Annotated in this window: 3 protein-coding genes, 1 rRNA gene and 1 pseudogene; 3 read left to right on the forward strand and 2 right to left on the reverse strand. The window is 48.4% G+C overall.

Translation table 11 applies throughout. The annotated features are described in order from the left end of the window. Window positions 1-31 precede the first annotated feature (31 nt). Window positions 32-2197 (reverse strand): fatty acid oxidation complex subunit alpha FadB, encoded by a 2166-nt coding sequence (gene fadB / locus CS022_RS17435; protein ID WP_129123351.1) that lies wholly within the window; start codon window positions 2195-2197, stop codon window positions 32-34. Window positions 2198-2443: 246 nt separating this feature from the next. Between fadB and CS022_RS17440 the strand changes: the two are divergent. The 3 genes and pseudogenes from CS022_RS17440 (at window position 2444) to hemG (ending at window position 5127) form a co-directional block, all read left to right on the forward strand. Continuing rightward, window positions 2444-3060: pseudogene (locus CS022_RS17440) on the forward strand (YigZ family protein). A 52-nt stretch (window positions 3061-3112) separates the two neighbouring features. Next, window positions 3113-4570 (forward strand): TrkH family potassium uptake protein, encoded by a 1458-nt coding sequence (locus tag CS022_RS17445; RefSeq protein WP_129123352.1) that lies wholly within the window; start codon window positions 3113-3115, stop codon window positions 4568-4570. A gap of 32 nt (window positions 4571-4602) precedes the next feature. Then, entirely contained in the window at window positions 4603-5127 is a 525-nt protein-coding gene (gene hemG / locus CS022_RS17450) for a menaquinone-dependent protoporphyrinogen IX dehydrogenase (protein ID WP_129123353.1), read from the forward strand. Between the two features lie 585 nt (window positions 5128-5712). Here hemG and CS022_RS17455 read toward each other — a convergent pair. Further along, window positions 5713-7127, reverse strand: a 16S ribosomal RNA gene (locus CS022_RS17455); the annotation flags it as partial.

The following is a 7127-nucleotide window of genomic DNA, read 5'->3' on the forward strand; positions in this document are numbered from 1 at the left end:
TTTATTTCCTCTATATCCTTATCCGGTTGTGTTAAACAGACTGTCGTTGGGTATCGTAGTACCCTTCGCCTTTCGCAGCCTTATCTCTCAGGCTCTGTGGAACCTCATACATTGGGCCCAAGTGAGCAAACTTGTCTGCCATCGCTACATATTCTGGAAGACCAATGGTATCCAGATAGCGGAATACACCACCACGGAATGGAGGGAAGCCAATACCATAAACCAGCGCCATATCAGCTTCAGCAGGCGTTGCGATGATACCTTCATCCAAGCAGCGAACCACTTCGTTGATCATCGGAGCCATTACGCGGGCAATGATATCTTCGTTGCTAAAGTCGGCTTGACCGTCAACAACGTCGGCAATCAGTGCATCAACCTCGGCATCTTGTACTTTCTTAGGTCGACCTTTCTTATCTGTGGTGTAGAGGTAGAAACCTTTACCGTTCTTCTGGCCAAAGCGTTCAGTTTCAAACATCACGTCGATAGCATCACGGTAGTCTTTCGCCATACGCTCTGGGAAGCCTTCAGCCATTACAGCCTGTGCATGGTGAGCAGTATCAAGGCCAACAACGTCCAGTAGGTATGCTGGGCCCATTGGCCAGCCGAACTCTTTTTCCATCACTTTATCGATTTTACGGAAATCGCCGCCATCTTTCAGAAGCTGACTGAAGCCGCCAAAGTAAGGGAAGAGAACGCGGTTTACGAAGAATCCGGGGCAGTCGTTGACCACGACTGGGCTCTTGCCCATAGCTGCTGCGTAAGCAACAACGCGAGACACTGTTTCTTCTGACGTCTTCTTACCACGAATAACTTCAACCAGTGGCATTCGATGCACTGGGTTAAAGAAGTGCATACCACAGAAGTTTTCAGGACGGCTGAGTGACTCAGCAAGTACATCAATTGGGATAGTTGAGGTGTTCGATGCCAGAATCGCGTTATCACCGATAAGTTGCTCTACTTCGCTCAGTACAGCCGCTTTCACTTTCGGATTTTCAACAACCGCTTCAACAATTACGTCAGCAGTCTCGATGCCCGCGTAATTCAATGTCGGCGTGATAGAAGACAGGACTTGAGCCATCTTCATGCCATTCATACGGCCGCGCTCAAGTTGCTTGTTCAGAAGCTTCGCTGCTTCCTGCATGCCCGTTTCCAATGAATCCTGGCTGATGTCTTTCATCATTGCAGGAACGCCACGGCTTGCAGATTGATAAGCAATACCACCGCCCATGATACCAGCACCCAGAACGGCAGCGCGCTGTGTTGGTTTGCCATCTTTCGCGGCTTGCTTGGCTTTTGACTTAAGGTATTGGTCGTTAAGGAAGATACCAACCAATGCCTTTGTCACATCGTTCATCGCCAGTTGAACAAAATGTTCGCGTTCGATGTCCAATGCAGCGTCACGTTCATTACGCGCACCCGACTCAATAGCAATAACAGCAGACATTGGTGCAGGGTAGTGCTTACCAGCAACTTGAGCCACCATGCCTTTCGCCATGTTAAAGCTCATGGTTGCTTCGGTTTTGTTTAGTTGCAGCGGCGCTTTTTTCTGTGTGCGGCGTGCTTCCCAGTTGATGTTGCCAGCAACCGCATCTTTCAGCATCGCCAGACCTGCGTCTTTCAAATCAGCAGGCTCTGTTACAGCGTCAAGAATACCCAGCTTCAACGCATCTGCAGCTTTCTTGTCTTTACCTGCGGTGATGATTTCCATAGCGGAATCAGCACCAATAATTCTTGGTAGACGAACAGTACCGCCCCACCCAGGCATGATGCCAAGTTTAGTTTCAGGTAGACCGATACGTGCCGTGGTGTCACCCACGCGAATATCTGTAGCGAGTATACACTCACAACCGCCGCCAAGAGCATGACCGGAAATAACAGATACGGTTGGGAATGGCAGATCTTCAAGCTTGTTGAAGATGTCGTTTGAACGTTTCAGCCAGCTATGCAGCTCTTCGGCTGGTTTCGAGAAAAGTCCGAGGAATTCAGTAATGTCAGCACCTACAACAAATGCTTTTTTAGCAGATGTAATTAGAAGGCCTTTAACGTCAGATTCTGCAATGATGGCATCGAGTGCTTCATTCAGAGACTGAAGGGTTGCGACATTAAACTTGTTGACTGAACCTGGTGCATCCAGGACCAGTTCAACGAGACCATCATCCAGACGGCGCACTGAAAGGGTGTCACCTTGGTAAATCATGTTCTATCTCCGTATTTGTCGTTCTTGGTCTGTTATTTCCATACTGGTTAGACCAGCTTTTTTATTAGTCTGAGCGCTTGCATCTTAAATAGCAACAAAAAGGTTAAACGTCTGTTTAAAATTGTTGTTCTAAGTTTGACTATTTAACATCTACTGATAGCTTAAGCGTAGTCCCAAAGGTTGGAACATCAGTAAAAGGTGATGTATGTGGTAACATGCACTTTCTCCTCATTCCGGGTAACACATATGGAAACAACGCCTTACCTAATTCCCCTTAAAAGTGTGGTAGTTGAAGAAGAAATAAAAAAAAGCCGTTTCATAACCTACCTGGCGCATACCCCTGGTATCGAAGAGGCCAAGGCGTTCGTGAACACCATCAAAAAAAAGCATCCTGATGCACGACATAATTGTTGGGGATTTGTTGCCGGGCGCCACAAGATTCAATGAAGTGGGGATTCAGTGATGATGGCGAGCCGTCAGGCACCGCAGGTAAACCCATCTTGGCTCAGTTGAACGGGAGTAATGTCGGTGAAATAAGTGCAGTCGTCACGCGTTACTATGGCGGGATACGCTTGGGCACCGGAGGATTAGTGAAAGCTTACGGCGGAGGGGTGCAACAGGCATTGTCGTTCTTGGTCACTAAAGAAAGAACCGTCGCTGTTCAAATGCAGCTTAGCTGTGAATACTCTCACATTGCCTTAATAGAAAGCATACTTGCATCACACAACGCAGTTCAGCTTCATACCGATTTCAGCCATAATATTTTGATGACAGTGGAAGTGGATGCCAGAGCATCCGATCTGGTGGCGGATGAAATATTCAGCCGAACCCGAGGTCAAGTAACCGTAAGCTTACTTCAATAACAAGAGATAATCAGGTAATCCCTGATTCATAAGGACATAACCGCTTCGGGCCATGCAATTTCGTTCAATTATCCGTATCGTCGGACTTCTCCTGGCACTATTCAGCATTACGATGTTGGCGCCAGCACTCGTGGCCTTTATCTACCGTGATGGTGAAGGCTTTCCGTTTGTCCTGACCTTTTTTCTTCTACTTGCTGGTGGCGGTGCATTATGGTTTCCAAACCGTAAGTACAGACACGAGCTAAAAGCTAGAGATGGCTTCCTCATTGTGGTTCTTTTTTGGACGGTAATTGGCAGCGCAGGCTCTATTCCTTTTATGCTCTCTGAGCAGCCTGACATGACCACGACCGACGCATTTTTTGAATCCTTCTCCGGCCTGACCACGACAGGGGCCACAGTGATTGTTGGTCTCGATAATTTACCCAAAGCGATGTTGTTCTACCGCCAACTTCTGCAGTGGCTGGGCGGAATGGGGATCATCGTTTTAGCCGTTGCCATTTTACCCGTGCTGGGTATCGGTGGTATGCAGTTGTACCGTGCGGAAATACCGGGTCCTGTTAAAGACAGTAAAATGACGCCGCGGATAGCCGAAACGGCAAAAGCGCTTTGGTACATCTATCTGGCCCTGACCTTATCCTGTGCGTCGGCCTATTGGCTGGCAGGTATGTCTCCCTTCGACGCATTGAGCCACAGCTTTTCAACGGTTGCTATCGGTGGTTTTTCTACTCATGACGCCAGTATTGGCCATTTCAACAGTAATGCGATAAACCTGATCACAGTTTTCTTCCTCTTTATATCCGCCTGTAACTTTTCTCTTCACTTTGCCGCTTTTGCCAGTGGTGGGCTTCACCTTAACTATTATCTGAAAGATCCCGAGTTCAGGGCCTTCGTATTCTTACAGTTGGTGTTATTGCTGGTGGTATTTTCGGTACTGGTGGGAGATAGGGTATACGATTCGCTGTTTGAGACGTTCAGTCAGGCTATTTTCCAGACCGTCTCTATCTCTACGACTGCAGGTTACACGACCAGTAGTTTTGTCGACTGGCCTTTGTTCTTGCCCGTGCTACTCCTTTTCTCTTCATTTATTGGTGGCTGCGCAGGCTCGACTGGTGGCGGGATGAAGGTCATTCGTATTCTTCTCCTATCACTGCAAGGTTCAAGAGAGCTGAAGAGACTTGTTCACCCAAGAGCCGTCTACACCATCAAAATCGGCAACAAGGCTTTGCCATCACAAGTAGTTGATGCTGTGTGGGGATTCTTTTCTGCTTATGCCCTCGTCTTTATCGTATGTATGTTGGCGTTGATAGCGACGGGTATTGATGAACTCTCCGCCTTTTCTGCTGTTGCCGCAACATTGAATAACCTTGGACCCGGGTTGGGGCAGGTTGCTCTCCATTATGCTGACATCGACTCCGCTGCAAAATGGGTGTTAATAGTGGCCATGTTATTTGGTCGATTGGAAATCTTCACTCTGCTGGTGCTGTTCACGCCAACGTTCTGGCGCAGCTGAGCAACGCAATAGAATCTTTTGAGGATGCAAACGTGGATAAAGTACTTCTCCTACACTCAAGCACTGACGGGCAAACAGTAAAAATACTCAACCGCATTAAAGACGAGCTCTCAGAGCTTTATCACTGTGACGTTATGGATGCTAATACGGTGCCTGATATCGATTTTAATGCCTATAGCAAAGTGATGATAGGTGCCTCGATTCGCTATGGCCACTTAAATAAAAAATTGTACCAGTTCATCGAAAAATACGCTGAAGCGCTTAAAAATATCAATGCCGCCTTTTTCTGTGTCAATCTCACGGCAAGAAAACCGGGCAAAGACACACCTGAAACGAGCAAGTATGTACAAACGTTTATTCAGAAATCGCCTTGGACACCTGAAGTCATGGATGTTTTCGCGGGTGCGCTTTATTACCCACGTTATCGTTGGTTCGATCGAGTGATGATACAGTTTATTATGCGGATGACAGGTGGTGAAACCGATCCTACAAAAGAGATTGAGTACACTAACTGGGACAGAGTAGGCGCCTTTGCACATAGATTTCGTACACTTTAGGAACGAAACGCTCTCTTTTTAACCGAACGCATCAAAAAGTAATAAAAAACGCAAAAAAGGGGTTGCTAAGAATTGTGACCTCCCTATAATGCCGCCTCACCGACACGGAGCGCACTGCCTAACAAGGAAATGCACCGAATCGGCACGGCGAAAATGGCCTGCAAAATTGATGAAAAATAAGTGCTTGACGCGCTGGTTTGAATCAGTAAAATGGCCGCCCGCTTCAACGGAAAAAGCCAGTGGCTATCTTGGATTGAGGCAAGTCAACAAGGTGTTTTGGGCGTTGCGACAGCAACACTGAAAAGTCTCAAAATAACTTCTTGACTTAAACGTCGGACAGCGTAACATACGCAGCCCTGACCAAGTGAAGCAAGGCTTCATAAGTCAACGCTCTTTAACAATTTGACCTATGCAATCTGTGTGGGCACTCGTGAATGATAGACAAAAAGATTTATCAATGTTTACTGAGTGACCAAACGAGATAACTTCAGTTATATCGGCACAGTCAATTCGTTTTGCTTCTGCTTTTTAAAAGTGGAGACAAAACACAACAATCTGTGTGGACACTGGCAAAGACAGTATCGTTAAGGAGGTGATCCAGCCCCAGGTTCCCCTAGGGCTACCTTGTTACGACTTCACCCCAGTCATGAACCACACCGTGGTAAACGCCCTCCCGAAGGTTAAGCTATCTACTTCTGGTGCAGCCCACTCCCATGGTGTGACGGGCGGTGTGTACAAGGCCCGGGAACGTATTCACCGTGGCATTCTGATCCACGATTACTAGCGATTCCGACTTCATGGAGTCGAGTTGCAGACTCCAATCCGGACTACGACATACTTTCTGGGATTCGCTCCACCTCGCGGTCTCGCTGCCCTCTGTATATGCCATTGTAGCACGTGTGTAGCCCTACTCGTAAGGGCCATGATGACTTGACGTCGTCCCCACCTTCCTCCGGTTTATCACCGGCAGTCTCCCTGGAGTTCCCACCATTATGTGCTGGCAAACAAGGATAAGGGTTGCGCTCGTTGCGGGACTTAACCCAACATTTCACAACACGAGCTGACGACAGCCATGCAGCACCTGTCTCAGAGCTCCCGAAGGCACTAATCCATCTCTGGAAAATTCTCTGGATGTCAAGAGTAGGTAAGGTTCTTCGCGTTGCATCGAATTAAACCACATGCTCCACCGCTTGTGCGGGCCCCCGTCAATTCATTTGAGTTTTAATCTTGCGACCGTACTCCCCAGGCGGTCTACTTAACGCGTTAGCTCCGAAAGCCACTGTTCTAGACAACAGCCTCCAAGTAGACATCGTTTACGGCGTGGACTACCAGGGTATCTAATCCTGTTTGCTCCCCACGCTTTCGCATCTGAGCGTCAGTCTTTGTCCAGGGGGCCGCCTTCGCCACCGGTATTCCTTCAGATCTCTACGCATTTCACCGCTACACCTGAAATTCTACCCCCCTCTACAAGACTCTAGCCTGCCAGTTCAAAATGACTTTCCCAGGTTGAGCCCGGGGCTTTCACATCTTGCTTAACAGACCGCCTGCATGCGCTTTACGCCCAGTAATTCCGATTAACGCTCGCACCCTCCGTATTACCGCGGCTGCTGGCACGGAGTTAGCCGGTGCTTCTTCTGCTGCTAACGTCAAGATGAACCGCTATTAACGATTCACCCTTCCTCACAGCTGAAAGTGCTTTACAACCCGAAGGCCTTCTTCACACACGCGGCATGGCTGCATCAGGGTTTCCCCCATTGTGCAATATTCCCCACTGCTGCCTCCCGTAGGAGTCTGGACCGTGTCTCAGTTCCAGTGTGGCTGATCATCCTCTCAAACCAGCTAGGGATCGTCGCCTTGGTGAGCCATTACCTCACCAACTAGCTAATCCCAACTGGGCCCATCCTGACGCGAGAGGTCCGAAGATCCCCCTCTTTGGTCCGTAGACGTTATGCGGTATTAGCAGTCGTTTCCAACTGTTATCCCCCACATCAGGCAGGTAC

This window comes from Veronia nyctiphanis, assembly GCF_004116385.1.
In the GTDB taxonomy this organism is placed as follows: domain Bacteria; phylum Pseudomonadota; class Gammaproteobacteria; order Enterobacterales; family Vibrionaceae; genus Veronia; species Veronia nyctiphanis.

Excerpts from the sequence above, each read along its gene's own strand:
- fadB (WP_129123351.1), bottom strand. The coding sequence starts at position 2,197 with ATGATTTACCAAGGTGACACCCTTTCAGTGCGCCGTCTGGATGATGGT.
- CS022_RS17445 (WP_129123352.1), top strand. The coding sequence starts at position 3,113 with ATGCAATTTCGTTCAATTATCCGTATCGTCGGACTTCTCCTGGCACTA.